Annotated in this window: 14 protein-coding genes and 1 tRNA gene; 1 reads left to right on the top strand and 14 read right to left on the bottom strand. The window is 59.7% G+C overall.

Annotation, left to right across the window (positions count from 1 at the left end):
- Window positions 1-31 precede the first annotated feature (31 nt).
- Window positions 32-190, top strand: a complete 159-nt coding sequence (locus KI231_RS26850; protein ID WP_003228885.1) for a YqaE/Pmp3 family membrane protein — start codon at window positions 32-34, stop codon at window positions 188-190.
- A gap of 137 nt (window positions 191-327) precedes the next feature.
- Here the strand turns inward: KI231_RS26850 and KI231_RS26845 are convergent, their stop codons facing one another.
- From KI231_RS26845 to dnaG, 14 genes are all read right to left on the bottom strand, one after another.
- The gene (locus KI231_RS26845; protein ID WP_213026757.1) at window positions 328-2127 is read right to left on the bottom strand and encodes a S9 family peptidase; all 1800 of its coding nucleotides are present in this window, start codon (window positions 2125-2127) and stop codon (window positions 328-330) included.
- Window positions 2093-3229: a pyrroloquinoline quinone biosynthesis protein PqqE gene (pqqE, locus tag KI231_RS26840; RefSeq protein WP_371919314.1), complete on the bottom strand. Its 1137-nt coding sequence runs from the start codon at window positions 3227-3229 to the stop codon at window positions 2093-2095. The genes KI231_RS26845 and pqqE overlap by 35 nt, the downstream gene beginning before the upstream one ends.
- Before the next feature lie 7 nt (window positions 3230-3236).
- Complete coding sequence (pqqD, locus tag KI231_RS26835; protein WP_103304426.1) at window positions 3237-3512, bottom strand: pyrroloquinoline quinone biosynthesis peptide chaperone PqqD; 276 nt, start codon at window positions 3510-3512, stop codon at window positions 3237-3239.
- A complete protein-coding gene (gene pqqC / locus KI231_RS26830; protein WP_103304425.1) occupies window positions 3509-4261 on the bottom strand; it encodes a pyrroloquinoline-quinone synthase PqqC in 753 nt (250 codons plus the stop codon). Before pqqC ends, pqqD begins: the two co-directional genes overlap by 4 nt.
- A gap of 136 nt (window positions 4262-4397) precedes the next feature.
- Window positions 4398-5309: a pyrroloquinoline quinone biosynthesis protein PqqB gene (pqqB, locus tag KI231_RS26825; RefSeq protein ID WP_213026756.1), complete on the bottom strand. Its 912-nt coding sequence runs from the start codon at window positions 5307-5309 to the stop codon at window positions 4398-4400.
- Between the two features lie 81 nt (window positions 5310-5390).
- Window positions 5391-5465: a pyrroloquinoline quinone precursor peptide PqqA gene (gene pqqA / locus KI231_RS26820; RefSeq protein WP_003422658.1), complete on the bottom strand. Its 75-nt coding sequence runs from the start codon at window positions 5463-5465 to the stop codon at window positions 5391-5393.
- A 156-nt stretch (window positions 5466-5621) separates the two neighbouring features.
- The gene (pqqF, locus tag KI231_RS26815) at window positions 5622-8039 is read right to left on the bottom strand and encodes a pyrroloquinoline quinone biosynthesis protein PqqF (RefSeq protein WP_213026755.1); all 2418 of its coding nucleotides are present in this window, start codon (window positions 8037-8039) and stop codon (window positions 5622-5624) included.
- 38 nt (window positions 8040-8077) lie between these two features.
- Window positions 8078-8872 (bottom strand): carbon-nitrogen hydrolase family protein, encoded by a 795-nt coding sequence (locus tag KI231_RS26810; RefSeq protein WP_213026754.1) that lies wholly within the window; start codon window positions 8870-8872, stop codon window positions 8078-8080.
- Window positions 8873-8884: 12 nt separating this feature from the next.
- Window positions 8885-10567: a flavin monoamine oxidase family protein gene (locus tag KI231_RS26805; RefSeq protein WP_213026753.1), complete on the bottom strand. Its 1683-nt coding sequence runs from the start codon at window positions 10565-10567 to the stop codon at window positions 8885-8887.
- Window positions 10568-10790: 223 nt separating this feature from the next.
- The gene (locus KI231_RS26800) at window positions 10791-11252 is read right to left on the bottom strand and encodes an Lrp/AsnC family transcriptional regulator (RefSeq protein WP_103304420.1); all 462 of its coding nucleotides are present in this window, start codon (window positions 11250-11252) and stop codon (window positions 10791-10793) included.
- Between the two features lie 131 nt (window positions 11253-11383).
- A tRNA-Ile gene (locus KI231_RS26795) sits at window positions 11384-11460 on the bottom strand.
- 15 nt (window positions 11461-11475) lie between these two features.
- Window positions 11476-15222 carry a bifunctional diguanylate cyclase/phosphodiesterase gene (locus KI231_RS26790; RefSeq protein ID WP_103304419.1) on the bottom strand — a complete coding sequence of 1249 codons (3747 nt, stop codon included), beginning with the start codon at window positions 15220-15222 and terminating at the stop codon, window positions 11476-11478.
- Between the two features lie 126 nt (window positions 15223-15348).
- Window positions 15349-17196: an RNA polymerase sigma factor RpoD gene (gene rpoD, locus KI231_RS26785; RefSeq protein WP_103304418.1), complete on the bottom strand. Its 1848-nt coding sequence runs from the start codon at window positions 17194-17196 to the stop codon at window positions 15349-15351.
- A gap of 67 nt (window positions 17197-17263) precedes the next feature.
- On the bottom strand, window positions 17264-19228 hold the full coding sequence (gene dnaG / locus KI231_RS26780) for a DNA primase (protein ID WP_213026752.1): 1965 nt from the start codon (window positions 19226-19228) through the stop codon (window positions 17264-17266).
- Window positions 19229-19386: the final 158 nt, after the last annotated feature.

Here is a 19386-nt window from a genome sequence, read left to right as displayed (position 1 = left end):
AATGAGCCAACCCCCATACAGGAGCTGCCCCATGGATTTCATTCGCATCATCATCGCTATTCTGTTGCCACCACTGGGTGTGTTTCTGCAGGTCGGGTTTGGCGGGGCGTTCTGGTTGAACATTCTGCTGACGTTGTGCGGGTACATCCCGGGGATCGTGCATGCGGTGTACATCATTGCCAAACGCTGAGTACTTCGCTGCCGGATAGATCGCTATCGCTGCAAGCCAGCTACCACAGTGGTGTCGGTCGTACACACATTTTGTGTACACCTAAGAACCTGTGGGAGCTGGCTTGCCAGCGATTGGGGCGACACGGATGCCGATTTTCAATCCCCCAAACCCATCACCCGCCGATAGAACTTCCACTCCTGCTCCAACGCATGCGCCTGATTCACTGCGCGGCGGAAGCCGTGGCGTTCATCGGCGTAGTAATGCGCCTCGACCGGGATGTTGTTCTGTTCCAGTGCCGTGACCATGTCCCGCGTCTGTTGCGGCACGACGACGGCATCCAGTTCGCCCTGAAAGAAAATCACTGGCACGCGAATGTTGCTCGCGTGCAGCAGGGGTGTGCGGGCGGCGTAGCGTTCGGCGTCCTGCTCGGGATCGCCGATCAGCCAGTCCAGGTAATCGCCTTCAAACTTGTGTGTCGCCCGGGCGAGCGCGACCGGATCGCTGACCCCGTAAAGACTGGCGCCGGCGCGAAACACTTGCTGGAACGCCAAAGCGCATAGCGTCGTATAACCGCCGGCGCTGCCGCCACGGATGAACGCCTTATCGCCGTCGATCATGTCGCGTTCGGCCAGATACGCCACCACCGCGCAAGCATCCTCGACGTCTACCTCACCCCAACTCAAGTGCAATGCCTGCCGATATTCCCGGCCATAACCACTGCTGCCGCGATAGTTGAGGTCGGCGACGGCGAAGCCGCGCTGCGTCCAGTACTGGATGCGTGGGTCGAGTATCGGGTAGCACGCTGACGTCGGGCCGCCGTGGATGAACACCACCAGCGGCGGTTTCGCCTCACCGCTCATGGCGGGATAAAAGAACCCATGCGCTTCGCCCGAACCGCTCGGGTAACGCAGGGTTTGCGGGCGGCTGATGCGTTCGGCGGGCAACGGCGCAACCCCGCCGGCCAGCACTTTCACTGCGTGGGTCGTTCGATCAATGGCGATCACTGCCGAAGGATTGATCGGCGAGGCGGCGATGCAATAGATGAAATGCTGATCCAGTGCCAGATGACGAAAGCGGCTGTAGTCGCCGGTGAAGTCTTCGCCATCCAGCGCGAGGCGACCGAAACCGCCCTCGCTCCAACTGGCAAGGTAGGACTCGCCAACCGGTAACCAGGTGCACCCTCCGAGTTGCCAAGGTGCAGGTGCATGGTCGGCCTCGGCACTTGGCAAAAGCTGCAGGCCGTCAGATGTCTCAACCCACGGTTGCCAGAATCCGCCACGATCGGTCAGGCAATACAAACGGCCTTCAGCATCGAAACGCGGCTGTTGAATGGATTCCTCAAGCCGTTCGCCCGCCACGCAACGGGGCGCCGAAAAATCACCTTCAGCCACCATCAAGCGGGTCGATGTCCACGGCTGATGCGGGCGACTCCACTCGATCCACGCTAGACGCTGGCCATCCGGACTTACCGTCGGTGCGGCGTAAAAATCCGCACCTTCGGCCAGCAGATGACGTTTGCCATCCGCCAGATCAATCGCCACCAGCCGATGCGTGTCGTGCTGCTCTTCAACCGCCAATACCTGCCCATCGGCGAAATGCAGATCGCCGTAACGGCACTCACCCGATGTCAGCGCTTCAGGATCGCCATTCAGCGCCTGCCGATACAACTGCTGATCCGCCTCAGCGACGAAAACCACACCGTCAGGCGTCAGACAAAACGCGCCACCGCCATATTCGTACACCCGACTACGCACGCTGAAACCAGTAGGCGTCAGACATTTTGCCGCGCCGTCACGCCAATGCCAGATCCGGCACGTCGCATCTTCGGGGCGATATTCATTCCAGAACAGACCGTTGGCGCCGAGTTGCAGTTCGGCGAAGTCCATGCCGGCGGCGACGGCTTGCGAGGCGCTGAAAGGCTCAGCCCTTGGCGATGAGGCGCGAGTTTCGTTCATTGCGAAAGGCCAGTTGTTCAATGGTTTGAGTGGCGGTCTCGGCTTCTTCGCGGGCCTTGAGGATCACACCGTGATGTTCGGACTTGCTGCATACCGGGTCGGCATTGCTCGCATCACCGGTAAGCATGAAGGCCTGGCAGCGGCAGCCGCCGAAGTCCTTTTCTTTCTCATCACACGAACGGCACGGCTCGGGCATCCAGTCGTAACCGCGAAAGCGGTTGAAGCCGAACGAGTCGTACCAGATGTGCTGCATGCTGTGATCGCGCACGTTGGGAAATTGTACCGGCAGCTGTCGGGCGCCATGACAGGGCAGGGCGGTGCCGTCCGGCGTGACCGTCAGAAAAATGCTGCCCCAGCCGTTCATACAGGCTTTCGGGCGTTCTTCGTAATAGTCCGGGGTGACGAAAATGAGCTTGCACGGATGCCCTTCGGCTTCCAGTTTCGCCCGGTATTCGTTGGTGATGCGTTCGGCGCGCACCAGTTGTTCCTTGGTCGGCAACAGGCCGACACGATTGAGCTGCGCCCAACCGTAAAACTGGCAGGTGGCGAGCTCGACGAAGTCGGCCTCAAGCGCGATGCACAGTTCGATGATGCGGTCGATCTTGTCGATGTTGTGCCGATGGGTGACGAAGTTCAGCACCATCGGATAGCCGTGGGCCTTCACCGCGCGGGCCATTTCCAGCTTCTGCGCGAAGGCCTTTTTCGAGCCGGCGAGCAGGTTGTTCACTTGCTCGTCGCTGGCCTGGAAACTGATCTGAATGTGATCGAGGCCGGCCTTTTTGAAGTCGCTGATTTTCTGCTCGGTCAGACCGATGCCGGAAGTGATCAGGTTGGTGTAGAAGCCCAACTGCCGCGCTTCATGAATCAGCTCGGCGAGGTCCTGACGCACCAGTGGCTCACCGCCGGAAAAGCCCAGTTGCGCCGCGCCCATCTCCCGCGCCTCGCGGAATACCTTGATCCACTGCTCGGTTGTCAGCTCTTTGCCCTGCTCGGCGAAATCCAGTGGATTGGAGCAGTACGGGCATTGCAGCGGGCAGCGATAGGTCAGCTCGGCGAGCAGCCACAGCGGCAGGCCGATTTCCGGTTTGGCCGGGACTTGCACCGATGACTCAGGCAAGTTCGATCCAGTGCTGCGCACGGGCAACCTCCATGAATTGCTCGATGTCGTCACCGAGCTCGGGCACGCCGGGGAACTGTTCGTCGAGTTTGGCGATGATTGCCGCGACGTCCCGTTCACCGTCGATCAAACCGCCAATCAACGCGGCGCTTTCATTGAGCTTGATCATGCCTTCCGGGTACAGGAGCACATGGCCTTTCTGTGCCGGTTCGTACTGGAAGCGGTAGCCGGGACGCCAGGTCGGGGTCTTGCTGCGGTCGAAACTCATAAGGCGATTCCTTTGTGCCAGACCCGTTGATCGGTGACGCTGTGATACGGCGGGCGGTTCAGTTCGTAGGCCATGCTCATGGCATCGAGCATGCTCCAAAGAATGTCCAGTTTGAACTGGAGAATTTCCAGCATGCGCTCCTGGCCTTCGCGCGTCTTGTAGTGCTCAAGCGTGATCGCCAGACCATGCTCGACATCGCGCCGCGCCTGACCGAGGCGGGTGCGGAAATACTCATACCCGGCCGGGTCGATCCACGGGTAATGCTGCGGCCAGCTGTCGAGGCGCGATTGGTGGATCTGCGGCGCGAACAGTTCGGTCAGCGAGCTGCTGGCGGCTTCCTGCCAACTGGCGCGGCGGGCGAAGTTGACGTAAGCATCGACGGCGAAACGTACGCCGGGCAGCACCAGCTCCTGGGAGCGCAGTTGATCCGGATCGAGGCCAACGGCCTGGCCGAGGCGCAGCCAGGCTTCGATACCGCCGTCTTCACCGGGGGCACCGTCGTGGTCGAGCAGGCGCTGAATCCACTCGCGCCGGATCTCGCGATCCGGGCAATTGGCGAGAATGGCTGCGTCTTTCAGGGGGATGTTCACCTGATAGTAGAAGCGGTTGGCGACCCAGCCCTGAATCTGCTCGCGGGTGGCGCGGCCCTGATACATCGCCACGTGATACGGGTGATGGATGTGGTAGTAGGCGCCTTTGGCGCGCAGGGCCGCTTCGAATTCGGCGGGGGACATTGGTTGATCGGTCATTGCGGTTCTCCGGGGAACAACCGTTGGAATCTCTGGTGTCTATTCGGACGTCATCGCTGGCAAGCCAGCTCCCACAGGTTTTGTGTGTGCCACAGATCCAATGTGGGAGCTGGCTTGCCAGCGATGGGGCCCTCAGTTACAGCACGATACTCATGCCGTCATACGCCACTTCAACATCACGTCGGGCCAATTCCGCACGCTCCGGCGAATCCTCATCGAGAATCGGATTGGTGTTGTTGATGTGGATAAGCACCTTGCGCTGCTCGGGAAGCTGTTCCAGCACTTCGAGCATGCCGCCGGGGCCGTTCTGCGCCAGATGGCCCATCTCGCGACCGGTACGGGTGCCGACGCCACGGCGCTGCATCTCATCGTCATCCCACATCGTGCCGTCCACCAGCAGGCAATCACTGCCAGCCATGATGTCCAGCAACGGCGCGTCGACCTTGCCCAGACCCGGTGCGTAGAACAGTTTGCCGCCGGTCTGCAGGTCTTCGACGATCAGGCCGATGTTGTCGCCCGGATGCGGGTCGAAACGGTGCGGCGAGTAGGGCGGTGCAGCGCTGCGCAACGGCAGCGGCGTGAAACGCAGGTTCGGGCACGCCGCCACGGTGAAACTCTGGTCGAGTTCGATGCGGTTCCAGTTCAACCCGCCGTTCCAGTGGGTGAGCATCTTGAACAGGGGGAAACCGGTGCTCAGGTCTTCGTGAACCATGTCCGTGCACCAGACCTGATGCGGGCAGCCTTCGCGCAGACTGAGCAGGCCGGTGGTGTGGTCGATCTGGCTGTCCATCAGGATGATCGCGCTGATACCGGTGTCGCGCAGGGCTCGGCCCGGTTGCATCGGGGCGAAGCTTTGCAGTTGCGCGCGGATGTCCGGCGAGGCGTTGCACAGCACCCAGTTCACACCGTCATCGGAAATCGCGATGGACGATTGGGTGCGGGCCTTGGCATTCAGACTGCCGTCGCGAAAACCTGCGCAGTTGACGCAGTTGCAATTCCACTGCGGAAAACCGCCACCGGCGGCCGAACCCAGAATCTGGACGAACATGAACGCTCCAATCTTTCAACGCTGAAAATAAAACGCCCCGGCGAGCCGAGGCGTTGCACTGCAGTTCTACGTAAGCAGAACTCAGCGGCTGGCGAAGTACATGGTGACTTCGAAGCCGATACGCAGGTCGGTGTAAGCCGGTTTTGTCCAGGACATAAGGTGTCTCCTTCTAGTGGGTGGGATAGCGCTGTCCATAGTTATAGTCCACGGCAGCGCAGGGATGTTCCAAATAGTTAGGCGGCTATGTTACTCAAAATTTCACCGGGAATGCCCGTGAATATTCGAGAAAGCTCCTTGCAGCGTTGGTAACGATCATTTTGCTGCTTGCCAGGGTGCGCCCGGCATCGAGTCGCTGGCGAGGCAGAGCCAGCCGCCTTCGGCGCGATTTAATCGTTGCGCGGCTGCCAGCAATGCCCGGCGATCCAGTTGGCCGATCGCGGCGATCAATTGGGGCAGGTAATCCGACGAGTGGCCGGCAAGTTTTGCCTGCCAGAGCAGTTCGGCGGCGTCTTTGCCGGTCAGATTGCTCTCGTCGAATTGCTCCGCGAGTGACTGACGTAGTTGGTTGAAACCGTGGTCATCGAGGTTTTCGATCAGCGCATGAACACTGTCGAGGAACTGCTGGATATGACCGAGCAACTGAGCCGGTGCAGTGTTCGGCGACTGCACGCCAAACAGCAATCCGCTTTGGCTGTGAATCTGCCGCAGGGCGCTGAATACCGCATAACCCAACTGCAATTCGACCCGCAGGCACTGATAGAACGGCGTCTGGCACAGCTGTGCGAGCAGGCGCCACGCCGCTTCGTCGGCAATTTCGCGACTGGCTGTCGGACAGAACAGCAGCAGGGCGTGTTCACTGGAGCCTGTTTGGATGTGGCTCCACAGGTGTTGAGCATCGATCGCAGGTGTTGCCGGCAATTGATTGTCCGGTGTGCCGGGGATGCGGCTCAGGGCCAGCCCCATCGCCGATTGAGTCTGCGCGCTGAGGCCCAGTGCCAGCCCGTCCCAGCGCGAAGTTGTCCACAGGTGGTTGGCGTCGCCCGACTCGGCGACCGCTGGTAGGCAACGTTGCGGCAACTCCTTGAGCAATTGGCGGATCGCTATCAACGGCGCTTCTGGCGCTGCGCTCGGAGAATCGGCATCAACCTGTGTCAGAGCTTTCAGCGCATGCTCCAGAACACCGGGCATCGGCTCTTGCAGGCCGGTCAGTTTCAGCAGCCATTGAGTGCCGGTGGCACTGAGGGACAACTCGACCCCGGCCTGACGCGCGTCTTCCTGGGTTTCCCGCAGGCTGCGTTGTAGCTTGCCTTGCAGATCGGCACTGGCGGCGGCGTGCAGTTGCCAGCGCAGATAAATCGCGCCCTGATCACTGGCGTCCGGCAGCGCCTGGCTGAACTGCATCGGTGAACGCTCACGCCGGCCGCGCGAACGATCCTGGGCGAACGTGCGCAAGCCACGGTGGGCGCTGGTCTGGCCGCGAATCAAACCGGCGTTGGCCAGCGGTTCGCTGGAGCGCAGGAAAGGGTTGGCTGCCGGCAGATGCCAGTGGCTGCTGAAGTTATCCACAACGCCGATTTCGCGCAGTAGCTGTTTGAGTGCAGCGACAGCGTTTTCGGACAGTTCGCCGTCAAGCTGTTCGCTGTCGAGGCGCGCCAGTTGCAGAGCGGTGCTGATCTGTTGCTGACGAGCAAGCAGATTGGCGTATTCCTCGCGCAGCGCTGTCCAGTCCTGCTGCTTAGCAAAGAAGCTAAGCCAATCCAGCAGTTGTTCGCGAATCGCACTCATGGCTTCGCGGGGGGCAGTGAATTGCAAGTGCAGCAATGCTTGTCCGGCAAAGTGATACAGCGGTGCGGCTTTTAAGTCATCTGCGATGTTTTGTTGCTGCAGATGGGCGAGCAAGCCGCCAGGTTTGGCGTTGTTCAACCAATGGCAAAGAAACCCCAAGGCTTCGGCGGACAAGACAGGCAACGAGTCGAAGGCAAACAGCAGATGACAACGCCGCTCGCCGGCCTGTTGATAACTTTTCACCGCCAGCGGCACCGTCGCTGCCTGGGCAACGTTATCCCCAACCGGCAGCGTCGCCGCGAATTGCTCCGCCAGGGCGCGCAATACCTCAATGCTCTGCGGGCCGACCAGGCTCAAGGTCATTTGCCCGGTGCGATAAAACTGCTGATGGAAGTCTTGCAGCGCTTGCTGAAACGCTGGCTGCTCGACTTGCAGTGTGTCGCGGTTCCCCGCATGAAAACCGCGTAACGGATGGTTCGCAGGTAAACCCTCGTACAAAGCAAACGCCTGCTGCGCCGCAGGATCCTGCGACCACGCGACAAATTCCGCCTCCAGCACTTCGCGTTCGCGCAATTGCTCGTCCGGATTCATACGCGGATGGGCGAGCATGTCTGACAGACGTTCCAGCCCGCCGCTGAACGAGTGTGTTGGCAACTCGAAGAAAAAGTCGGTCATGCGCTCGCGAGTGCTGGCATTTATCTGACCACCATGACTTTGCACGTAGGCCATCAACCCTTCACTTGCAGGAAAAAGGTCGGTGCCAAGAAACAACAAGTGCTCAAGAAAATGCGCCAGCCCCGGCCACGCCAGCGGCACGTCGTGGCTACCGGCAGCCACGCGCAACGCGGCGGCGCTGCGCTTCAGGCCAGGCACGTGACGCAGGGTCACGCGCAAGCCATTGGCCAGGGTTTCAGTGTGAGGGCGGGGGTGAGTCGGCGCAGGCATGGGCACTTCCAGAACAGTGAAGTGCCAATGCTAGCGGATTAGCGCTTGTTCAGCGCGCCGTATAGCTCAGGGCGACGGTCACTGAGGTAGCGATTGGCGGCGCGGGAGTCGATCATCAACTGGCGATCCAGCTCACCGACGATCAGGGCTTCATCGAGACCGGCCTGAGCGATACGGCTGCCGTCCGGTGCGGCGATGCTGCTTTGCCCGCAATAGTGGATGTCGACTTCATGGCCACAGTAGTTCGCGTAGGCCACGTAGCATTGGTTTTCGAAGGCGCGGGCGCGTACCGATACATCGGCGATGAAGTCGAACGGAATCATGTTCGCCGTTGGCACCAGAATCAGCTCGGCGCCATCAAGGGCGAGACGACGGGCATTTTCCGGGAACTCCAGGTCGTAGCAAATCAGGAAACCGAGCTTCCAGCCGTTCAGCTCGACAACCGGAAACTCGCCTTCGCCGGGGCTGAACATCGAACGATCAAGATCACCGAACAGATGCGTCTTGCGGTAATTGCACAGGCGCTCGCCGTTCGCGTCGATCAACTGCACGGCGTTGTAAATCTGCCCGTCGGCAGTGCGCTCGGGATAGCCGTAAAGAATCGCCAGACCAGCAGCCTTGGCGATCCGGCCAATTTGCTGCGCCCATTCACCGTTGTAGACCTCGGCCAGTGTGCTGACCGCTTCGGCGCCAATGTTGTAGCCGGTCATGAACATCTCCGGCAGCACCAAGAGGTCGGCGCCCTTGGCCTCCATCGCCAGTTGATGCAGGCGTTGCAGGTTGGCGGCGGGGTCCAGTGGCAGCGGCGGACATTGGTAAAGGGCTACACGCATCAGGGATTCCTCTTACTCGGGCAGGGCGATAGGGCCGATGTCTTTGAACACATCACCCGGGCCCGGGTTCTCTTTATGTGTAGAACCGCCGAAATGTTTCATGATCCCCCATACCGCGTTGAGCGACGTCTGCACCGCGCCTTCGACCCACGCCGGGGTCCACGACACGTCGTCGCCGGCGATGAAAATCCCGCGCTGCTCGGCCGGCATGTCGTCCTGCATGAAGTGCGCATACATGCGCTGGTTATAGCGATAGTGACCAGGCAGGGCGCCCTTGAACGCGCCGAGGAAGTACGGATCGGCTTCCCACGACACGGTGATCGGATCGCCGATGATCCGCGCGGCGATGTCGACTTTCGGGTAAATCTTCTTCAACGCATTCAGCGCCAGTTCAACGCGTTTTTCCACCGGGTGCGGCAGCATCTTCAACGCGTCGCTCATCCACGAGTACGACAGGCAGATCACGCCCGGCTTGTCGTCGCCGTTGTCGAACAGATAAGTGCCACGAGTCAGGCGGTCGGTGAGGGTCATGCTCATGAGGTCGCGGCCGGTTTCCGGATCCTTGTCCTTCCAGAACGGCCGGTCGACCATCACGAAAGTCTTCGATGACTGCATATAGCGGGTGCGATCGAGCGCCATCCACATCTTCTGCGAGAACAGAGTTTCGTCGCATTCGATCTGGGTGGTCAGCAGCCAGCTCTGGCACGTGGTCAGCACGGCGGCGTATTCGCGGGTGTCGCCGTTGTTGTCGGTGACGGCGAAACGGCCATCCGGTGCGTGAGCGATTTTCTTCACGCCGGAACGCGGCGCGCCACGGTGCAGAGACTTCAGGCTGGTGCCTTGCGGCCAATGCACGCAGCGTTCCGGTGCATGGCGCCAGATGCCTTGTGGCACTTGCTCGACGCCGCCGACCACCAGGTGCTGGTGATCGTCGCAGTTGGTCATCACCACACGGAAGATTTCCAGCATCGAGTTGGGGAAATCCGAGTCCCAGCCGCCGGTACCAAAACCGACCTGACCGAACACTTCGCGGTGATGGAACGACAGCTTGGCAAAGGCTTCGGAGGTGGCGACGAAATCGTAGAACGTGCGGTCGTCCCACAGCGGCACCAAGGTGTTCCACAGCTCTTTGAGGCGTGGCACGTCGCGGTCGCGGATGGCTTGCTGGATATCGGCGAACTGCGAGCCAGCTTCCAGCGCATCCGCCCAGGCGTCAGCCACTTCCTGGAACAGCGCAGGAAGATCCGCCAGTTTCTGTGCGTAATGGGTTTTGCCTTCCAGATCGATCACGGTGCTGCCGGAGGCTGGCGTCAACGGGTTCGGGAAAGGTTTGGTTTCCAGGCCGAGTTTGTCGACGTAGTGATAAAACGCCGTGGAAGACACCGGGAAACGCATGCCACCGAGTTCGGCAACGATGCCGTCGGTGCCATTGAACGCTTGCGAACGCAGACGACCACCGAGTTTGGACGCCTCATAAACCACCGGCTTCAGGCCAAGCTTCATCAGCTCGTAAGCAGCCACCAGCCCTGCGATACCGGCGCCAACGATCGCCACTTCAGCGCCGTGATTGTGCTCGGGAATGCTGCCGAGACCGGCCGGGTGTTCGATCCAGTCGTCGAAGCCGAACGGGAAGTCCGGGCCAAAAATGGTGATTGGCTTCTTACCGTCTGCAGGATGGCGATTGTTCTTGTTCATGGCTGACCTTGCTGGCGACCCGACGCTGGATGCGCGTCTGAGTATAGGAAAAGATGCCAGCCATTTTAGGGAGCGTAGAACACGTTAATAAGACGCAAAGTGTCGTCGTTTTGATAATTAATTGAACAGAGTGACGATATTCGACTTCACTTCGATCATTGTGGGAGCGGGCTTGCCCGGGATGAGGCCCTGAAATTCAACCGAGAAATCTCGGTGAAAATATTCAAACCGGCTGCCCCCGATCAATCTTGCTACTCAAAATGATCGAAGTCGTCGTCTTCTCCACCCCATCCACACTCCCGATCTGATCCAGCAACTGATCCAGCTGCTCCGGCGAATCGGTGCGCAACCACGCCACATAATCAAATTCGCCACTCACCGCACACAATTGCTGCACCTGCGCCATCGCACTCAAGCGACGCAACACTTCCTTGCCGGAACGCGGCTGCACCTTGATCCCGACATACGCCTGCAACCCGCCATCGACCAAACGCTGACCGAGGCGAACGCCATAACCGGTGATGACTTTGGTCTTTTCCAGCCGCGCCAACCGCGAAGTCACGGTGGTACGCGCAATGCCCAACTGCCGAGCGAGCATGGCCACGCTCTCGCGGGCGTTGATCTGCAGGGCAGCGATCAACTGACGGTCGATTTCATCAAGTACGGGCGGGCGGGTGTCTGGCAAGGGAGCGGCTCCATGGGACGCGGATCTTTGGGCGAGCATGTTACAGCTTCAACCCGCAAAATATGGAAGCCCCTTATTGGTCGGGGCTAAACGCAGAAACGAAAAAGCCGCGCAATGCGCGGCTTTCAATTTGGTGGGCCCACACGGACTTGAACCGTGGACCAAAGGATTATGAGTCCTCTGCTCTAACCAACTGAGCTATAGGCCCTCAGTAGGCCGCGGATTATAGCGACGGTTTCTCGGCTGTGCTATCCGAATAATCCGATACGGTTACACGAAGAAATGTTGCGGCGAATTCTTCCGGCGGTAACGGCAGGCTGACGATGTAGCCCTGGATCTGTTCGCAGCCTTCGGCGGCGAGGAATTGTTGTTGCGCCCGGGTTTCCACACCCTCGGCGATCACGGTGAATTGCATGCTCCGGCCCAGTGCAATGATGGCGCGGACAATCGCTGCGTCGTGGGGGTCATCGGGCAGTCCGCGGACGAATGACTGGTCGATTTTGAGGATGTCCAGCGGCAGGCGCTTGAGGTAACTGAGTGAGGAGTAACCTGTGCCGAAGTCGTCGATTGCCAGTTGTACACCGAGGTGCTTGAGTTGGTGCAGCACCGCCAGCGCCTCTTCGGCCTGACTCATGATGAAATTCTCGGTAATTTCCAGTTGCAGTAAATCGGGCCTCAAGCGGTTTTCCTTGAGCAGTTGCTCGATGCGTCCGAGCAGGTTCGGTTGACGCAGTTGGGCACCTGCGAGGTTGACGGACAGCGGCCCAAGGCTGTCGTAGATCTGGCCCCACTCGAACATTTGTCGGCACGCGGTCTCCAGCACCCAATCACCGATCTGCAGGATCATGCCGTTCTCTTCGGCCAGTGGAATGAAGTGCTCTGGCGGCACTTCGCCAAAAGTCGGATGCCGCCAGCGGATCAGCGCTTCGGCGCCGACCAGGCGGTGATCGTCGAGGCTGATTTTCGGTTGGTAGTAGAGGAACAATTCATCGCGTTCGATGGCTCGACGCAGTTCGTGCTCCAGTGCCACGCGTTCGATGGCTTGCGCGGTGAGGTCGCGAGTGTAGCTCTCGACCCGGTTGCGGCCTTTGGCTTTGGAGCGATACATCGCCGCGTCGGCGTTTTTCACCAACGTGGCCACGTCGCAGCCGTCGCGTGGGTAGAGGCTGGTGCCGATGCTGGCACTGATGAAAAACTCGTGCTCGCCGGCCTGGAAGGGGGCCCCGAAACAATTGAGCAGTTTCAGCGCGATGTTATCGGCGTCGCTGGCCTGCTGCAGGCCGGGCAACAGGATGATGAACTCATCACCGCCCAGGCGGGCGACGGTGTCGATGTCGCGCAGTTGTTCTTTCAGGCGCACCGCGATGCCTTTGAGCAGCAAGTCGCCGACCGGGTGACCGAGGCTGTCGTTGATGTGTTTGAAGCGATCAAGATCGAGAAACAGCACGGCACCCTGACCGCCATTTTCCTGCTGACTGTTCAGCGCCATCAACAGGCGGCTTTCGAACAGCGTCCGGTTCGGCAGGCCCGTGAGTGGGTCATGGTGAGCCTGATAATCGAGTTTCGCCTGGGCGTGCTTGAGGCTGGAGATGTCAGCAAACACGGCGACAAAATGCGTGATGAACTTGTCGCGGTTACGCACGGCGCTGATGGTCAGCCAGCTCGGATACAGCTCGCCGTTCTTGCGTCGGTTGGATATCTCGCCTTGCCAGTGACCTTCGTCGGTCAATTGGTGCCACATCGCCGCATAAAACGCGCTGTCGTGCAGGCCCGAGGCGAGCAGGCGTGGGGTGTGGCCGAGGGCTTCGCTTTCCGTGTAGCCGGTGATCTCGGTGAAAGCACGGTTGACGGCGCTGATGTGCTGCTGGGTATCGGTGATCAATACGCCTTCGGCAGTGCTCTCGAATACCGTGGCGGCCTGTTGCAGCTTTTCCTGCATCAGATGACGTTCGGTGATATCGCGGGCGATGGTCAGCATGCAGTCTTCTTCGCCGATCGGTAGCGGCCGGGCGGATACTTCGCAGAGGCGGATCTGCCCGTCGCTACGGCGAATATGGCAGCTGAAATCGCGAACGAAGCCGTCACGGTGCAGCAGGTCGAGCATCTGTTTGCGTTCGTTGAGGTTGACCCAGATCCCCAGGTCCAGCGCCGAGCGGTCGACCGACATGGCGCTGTTGAACCCGGTGATGCGGCTGAAACCTTCGTTGACCTCCAGCAGCAATCCGTCACTCTGGCGCGATAGCAGCAAGCCGTCCGGCGAAGCATGAAAGGCCTTGGCAAACTTCTCTTCCGAGGTTTGCAGTTGCTGTTGGGTTTCCTTGAGCTGAGTGATGTCACGCACCACCACCACCAAGGCTGGCGTGGTATCGAGGTCGAAGGGTTCGGCGGAGATCAGGCCGGTAAACACCTGACCGTTGTTGCGGCGAAAGGGCATCTCCAGGTTGCGGATGCTGCCGGCCTGCAAACGCTGCAACAGGCCCGGACCCACGCCGGGAATGCCCCAGATGTTCAGCTCGGTGGCTGTCTGACCGATGACCTCTTCTGCTTTCAGTCCGATCTGTTCCTCAAAGGCTTCGTTGACCTCCAGCAGGCAGCCGTCGGACAGCCGTGCGATCACCAGAATGTCCGGGCATTGCTGAAAGACCGAGGCGAATTTCTGCTCCGACAGCCGCAACGCTTCTTCGGTGCGCTTGGTTTCGCTGATGTCGATCATCAACCCGCGCATCACCGGTTCATGGCCGTGCTCGATCAGGCTGACGATGTCGCGTACCCACAAGCAGCGACCATCGGCGGTGATCACCCGGTAATCGAGGCTGTGATCGCGTCCCGCCAACACTTCGTGATCACAGAAGCTTTGGGCGCGGGTCAGGTCGGCGGGATGGATGATGTTGCGCCAGAACCCCGGAATCAGCCAATGCGACAGTGGGTAGCCGAGCAGATCTTCGGCATGCGGAGAGACATAGCTGTAGGTGAAGTCGCTCATCCGCGCTTCCCAGGCAATGGCCGACAGGCTCTCTACCAGACCGCGATAGTGATATTCGCTGCTGCGCAGTTCCTGTTCGAGGTCGATACGTCGGGCAATTTCCGAACTCAAGCGCCGGTTGATGCGGATGACCACTGCCAGAATGATCACCAGCAGCAACAGGCCGGGCAGGCCGTAAATCAGCAGATCAGACCAGAATGTCCGATGATCGAGAACGTTGCCCACCCAATGTTCTTGGATGCTGCTGATTTCCTCCGGGGTCATGTCGGCGAGGACTTTGTCCAGAATCCCCGCCAGCACTTTGTTGTCCCGGGGCACGCCCATTGCCAGTTGGTAGCGATACGGGGTTTCGCCGCTGACATACAAGCCGTCGAGTTTCAGTTGGCGCAGACTCCAGACACTGGAAGCAAGGTCGCCCACCACGGCATCCACTTCATCGGTTGCCAATGCCTGTAACGCCGAACTGACGTTAGGCATGGCCACCAGGTTCAGATCCGGGTGATGGGTGCGCAGCAACTCGTGGGGTGCATAGTTTTCCACCACGGCGATCTTCAAACCGTACAGATCTTCGAGTTTGCGCGGTTGGGCGCCACCGACGTGGGCCAGAATGACGATCGGGAAGTCGAGATAGGGACGGGTGAATGACAGGTAGGTCTGGCGTTCCGGAGTAGACATGATGCCCGGCAGCAGGTCGATCTTGCCTGCTTTTACCTGCTCCAGCACCACCGTCCAGCTCACCGGCTCGATGGGGGTGAGCTTGATCGCCAGCCGTTGGCGAATCACATCGATATAGTCAGCCGCGAGCCCCTGATAACGCGCCTGGTCATCGCGAAACTCGAAGGGCGGCCACGACGCATCTACACCCAGGCGCAAGTCCGGATGAGCCGCCAGCCAGCTACGTTCTTCATCGGTCAGAGTCAGCGCGTCAGCCGTTGCGGTCCAGATCATCAGTGACAGCAAAAAAAGCACGGACGCCAATCTGGGCATAACGCTCTCGTTATGGCTCGGGGATGATTGTTTCGAGTGTAGACGGGGTATGCGGGGGAGGGGCGTTGCGAGGAATTTAATCTGCCATATAAACAAAACCCCCGGCCTGGGCCGGGGATTCTGGTATCACTCGTCGAGGAAGGAGCGCAGATGCTCGCTTCGCGTCGGGTGGCGCAGCTTGCGCAGCGCCTTGGCTTCGATCTGACGGATCCGCTCACGCGTTACGTCAAACTGTTTGCCCACTTCTTCGAGCGTATGGTCGGTGTTCATGTCGATACCGAAACGCATGCGCAGTACTTTGGCTTCACGGGCAGTAAGGCCGGACAGCACTTCGCGAGTCGCTTCTTTCAGGCTCTCAACAGTGGCGACATCGATTGGCGACTGCATGGTCGAGTCTTCGATGAAGTCACCCAGATGGGAGTCTTCGTCATCACCGATCGGGGTTTCCATGGAGATCGGCTCTTTAGCGATCTTCAATACCTTGCGGATCTTGTCCTCAGGCATTTCCATGCGTTCGCCCAGCTCTTCCGGGGTCGGTTCGCGACCCATTTCCTGCAACATCTGCCGGGAAATGCGGTTGAGCTTGTTGATCGTCTCGATCATGTGCACCGGAATACGGATGGTGCGGGCCTGGTCGGCGATCGAGCGAGTGATCGCCTGACGGATCCACCAGGTGGCATAAGTCGAGAACTTGTAACCACGACGGTATTCGAACTTGTCCACCGCTTTCATCAGGCCGATATTGCCTTCCTGGATCAGATCGAGGAACTGCAGGCCGCGGTTGGTGTATTTCTTGGCGATCGAGATCACCAGACGCAAGTTGGCTTCAACCATCTCTTTCTTCGCGCGGCGGGCCTTGGCCTCACCGATCGACATGCGACGGTTGATGTCCTTGATTTCTGCGATGGTCAGACCGGTCTCGGTCTCCAGCGCAGTCAGTTTCTGCTGGCAACGAATGATGTCCGGCTGAACACGACCGATGGCCTCGGCGTACTTGCTCTTGCCTTTGGCCAGGGCGTCGGACCAGCTTTCGTCGACTTCGTTACCCGGGAACTGACGCAGGAAATCGGCGCGTGGCATACGTGCATCACGTACGCACAGTTGCATGATCGCGCGCTCTTGCTGACGCAGGCGATCCAGGGCGCTGCGAACACGCTCGACCAGGGCTTCGAATTGCTTCGGCACCAGTTTGATCGGCATGAACAGCTCGGCCAGGGCCAGCAACTCGGCAATCGCAGCCTTGTTGTGACGACCGTGCTTTTTCAGGGCCTTGCGAGTGATTTCCATCTGATCGGACACAGCGCCGAAACGCTGGGCAGCGATGACCGGATCCGGACCGCTTTCGGCTTCTTCTTCGTCATCGGAAGATTCGGCTTCATCGTCGTCGGTATCGTCGTCGGCTTTCGCCGCTTTCGCGTCGATCGGCGGCGGCACTTCCGCTGCAGGCGGCGCAATGCCGTCGTCCGGGTCGATATAACCGCTCAGGACGTCGGACAGGCGACCACCTTCGGTGGTGACGCGAGTGTACTCGGAGAGAATATGGTCAACCGTGCCAGGGAAGTGCGCGATTGCGCTCATCACTTCACGGATGCCTTCCTCGATACGCTTGGCGATTTCAATTTCGCCTTCACGAGTCAGAAGCTCGACCGTACCCATTTCACGCATGTACATGCGCACCGGGTCAGTAGTGCGACCGATATCGGTCTCCACCGCTGCCAACGCGGCGGCTGCTTCTTCCGCAGCGGCCTCGTCGGTATCGGCGTCGGCCAACATAAGGGCGTCCGCATCCGGAGCACTCTCGTGTACGGGGATCCCCATGTCGTTAATCATGCGGATGATGTCTTCCACCTGCTCCGGATCTGAAATATCCTCGGGCAGGTGGTCGTTGACCTCGGCGTAAGTCAGATACTTCTGCTCACGACCCAGTTTGATCAACTCAATAATACGAGACTGCTGTTGCGCTTTTCCGGACATAACACCCTATCCACTGAAGGTCTTGGCGGGCAAAAAACAAGCCGAGGATTATACCTGAGCTATGACCTCACGCGCCAGTTGAGGTCGGGTTTGATGCGGAAACATTGCGACTTAAAAGGTCGCGCAGTTGATTTTTCTCTTCCAGGCTCAGTTCGCTTTGACGCGCTTTCCTGAGCAGTTGTTCCAGATTTCGCTCGCGTTGGCGGGCTGACAAGCTAGTAATGGTGTCGAAAAACTGTTGTTCAAGGTTATCTCCGTCAATCAGCCATTCCTTTTCTGCCAGTGCCTTGAGCAATCGACCCTGTTCAGTGCCGTGCCATCGCGCGATCAACTGAAATGAGTTTAGCTTGGGATTCTTCTGTACGGCTTCGAGCAACGCCACAAGCAACTGGGCGTTGGTCTGATTTTCGTCCGCAATGTGCCCGGCATCTTCGACGCGCTCGGCCAGTTGCGGGTGATGAAGCAGTGTGCGCAGGGCGGTCAGGGTCGGCGATTCGACGCCAATCGGCGTGCGCGGGCGCTGCTGGTCGCGATCGCCGCCACGCTTGCCATTCTTGTCCCAGGGTTTCTTGTCCCATTTCTTGCCGCCGGCGCCGGGTTTCTTCGGCGTCCATTCCTGCTGCGGCACATACATGTCCTGTGCCTGCGGCTGATGGTAGTCGCTGTAATCCGGCATTGCGTCGTAATCGATGCCCGGATCGTAAGCGGGCGGCGCTTCCTGCGGCGCACTTTGGGCGAGTTGACTGACGGTTTCGCTGCTCAGGCCGGTGATTTCGGTCAGGCGCTGGCGCATCAGGATGCGCAGGTTGGCGCCCGGCACTTTGTCAATCAATGGTGCCGCGAGGGTGGCCATATGGGCCTTGCCTTCGAGCGAGCGCGGGTCGGCTTCTTCCGTCAGTTGCTGGAAAAAGTAATCTGCCAGTGGCTGGGCGTGCTGATTGATCCGTGCCTTGAACGCGTCAGTGCCTTCGGCGCGCACCAGGGTATCCGGGTCTTCGCCTTCGGGCAGAAACAGGAAGCGCGCACGGCGTCCGTCCTGCAGGCTTGAAAGCGTAGCTTCCAGTGCCCGCCATGCGGCGTTACGGCCGGCCTGGTCGCCGTCGAAACAGAACAATACGTTCGGTACGACTCGGAACAGGCGCTTCATATGTTCTTCGCTGGTCGCGGTGCCCAGTGTTGCGACGGCATTCTTCAGGCCTTGCTGGGCGAGGGCGATGACGTCCATATAACCTTCGACGACGATGATTTCATCGAGGTTGCGGTTGTTCTTGCGCGCTTCATAAAGGCCGTAGAGTTCCTGGCCTTTATGGAATACCGGGGTTTCCGGTGAGTTCAGGTATTTCGGCTTGTCGTCGCCGAGGACGCGACCGCCAAAAGCGATGATGCGCCCCCGGGTATCGCGGATCGGGAACATCACGCGATCGCGGAAGCGGTCATAGCGTTTACCGGTTTCGGCGTTCTCGATCAGCAGGCCGGCATCGATCATGGCTTTTTGCTGAAGCGTGTCGCTGCTCAAGTGTTTGAACAGGTTATCCCAGCCTGGCGGAGCAAAGCCGAGGCCGAAATCCCGGGCGATCTCGCCAGTCAGGCCGCGGCCCTTGAGGTAATCCACCGCAGCTTTGCGCGATGGATGGCTCTTGAGTGCCTGCCGATAAAAGTCGGCAGCGGCGGTCAGCAGCGGGTACAGCGGCGAATCGGTCGGCTGGCGCGGTTTGTGCGGACGGCCGCTTTCTTCGCGGGGAATTTCCATGCCAGCGGCTTTCGCCAGATCCTCGACTGCCTGGGGGAAATCCAGATTGTCGTGATCCATGAGGAAGCCGAGGGCGTTGCCGCCAGCGCCGCAGCCGAAACAGTAGTAGAACTGTTTGTCCGGGCTGACGCTGAAAGACGGGGTTTTTTCTTTGTGAAACGGGCAACAGGCGGTGTAGTTCTTGCCGGCCTTCTTCAATTGCACGCGCGAGCTGACCACATCGACGATGTCGGTGCGGTTCAGCAGGTCGTCTATGAAGCTCTGGGGAATCAGCCCGGCCATGGCGTTCTCGTCGTCTGCGCTGTAATGGGTCCGATACGAAAGGCTGTCGGACGCGGGTCGTTACTGTAGGCACGCAAAATATGCGGCTCGACCGGTGTCGTCTGCGTTATCGCTGTCGGGAAGTGTATCTGCCGAAAATCCACTGACGTTAGTACCGA

It is taken from the genome of Pseudomonas sp. Seg1 (assembly GCF_018326005.1).
In the GTDB taxonomy this organism is placed as follows: domain Bacteria; phylum Pseudomonadota; class Gammaproteobacteria; order Pseudomonadales; family Pseudomonadaceae; genus Aquipseudomonas.
This window is presented reverse-complemented; position numbering and strand designations above follow the sequence as displayed.